At 72.9% G+C, this 961-nt stretch carries 1 protein-coding gene; it reads left to right on the top strand.

Annotated features, from left to right (window positions below; genetic code table 11):
* A partial coding sequence (locus ROTAS13_RS25045; RefSeq protein ID WP_139323592.1) for a branched-chain amino acid ABC transporter permease occupies positions 1-869 on the top strand: 869 nt, incomplete at its 5' end.
* Positions 870-961: the final 92 nt, after the last annotated feature.

The following is a 961-nucleotide window of genomic DNA, read 5'->3' as shown; positions in this document are numbered from 1 at the left end:
CCTTCTGGCTCGGGGACTATGCGCTCAGCGTGCTGACCGAGGCCTGCGTGGCGCTGGTCTTCGCGGCCAGCCTGCACTTCATGATGGGACCGGGCGGGCTCGCCAGCTTCGGCCATGCCGCCTGGTTCGGCATCGGCGCCTATGCCGCCGGGCTGCTGGCCCAGGACCTGTCCGCCCCCATGCCTCTGGCGCTGCTGGGCGCGCCGCTCGCCGCCGGGCTGGTGGCGGGACTGTTCGGCTGGTTCGTGGTGCGGCTCTCCGGCATCTACCTCGCCATGCTCACCCTGGCCTTCGCGCAGATCACCTGGGCCGTCGCCTTCCAGTGGGTCGGGCTGACCGGCGGCGACAACGGGCTGCTTGGCCTCTGGCCGCAGGGCTGGGCGCGCGATCCGCGCGTCTTCTACGCGCTGGCACTGGCGCTGGCCGTGGCCACGGTGCTGCTGCTGCGCCGGATGCTCTATGCCCCCTATGGCTATGCCCTCCGCGCGGCGCGGGATTCGGCGCTGCGGGCGGAGGCGATCGGCCTCGACGTGTCACGGCTGCGCATCCTGGCCCTGGCGGTGGCCGGGGCGGCGGCGGGCCTGTCCGGTGCACTCTTCGCCTATGCCAAGGGCGGCGTCTTCCCGACCTACATCGCCATCCCGCATTCGGTGGAGGCCTTGCTGATGGTGCTGCTGGGCGGGCTCCAGACGATGAGCGGCCCGGTGGTGGGCGCGCTCGCCTATACCGGCCTCGCCGACCTCCTGGTCCGCAGCACCGATCTCTGGCGCCTCGTGCTGGGCGCCGTGATCCTGCTGGTCGTGGTGGCCTTCCCCGAAGGCATCGCCGGCGCGGCGCGGCGCCTCTGGCTGCGGGGACGCGAGGCGTGAGGCGCCTTGTTGCCGTCGTGCCGCGGGGGAAAGGCTCCGCCCTTTCCCCCGCACCCCCTTATCCGCCAGGACCCTGCGGGCCCTGGACCCGA

The organism is Roseomonas sp. TAS13 (assembly GCF_001950415.1).
Lineage (GTDB): Bacteria > Pseudomonadota > Alphaproteobacteria > Acetobacterales > Acetobacteraceae > Roseomonas > Roseomonas mucosa.
Note: the sequence above shows the minus strand (reverse complement) of the source record. Positions and strands in the feature narration are given on the sequence as shown.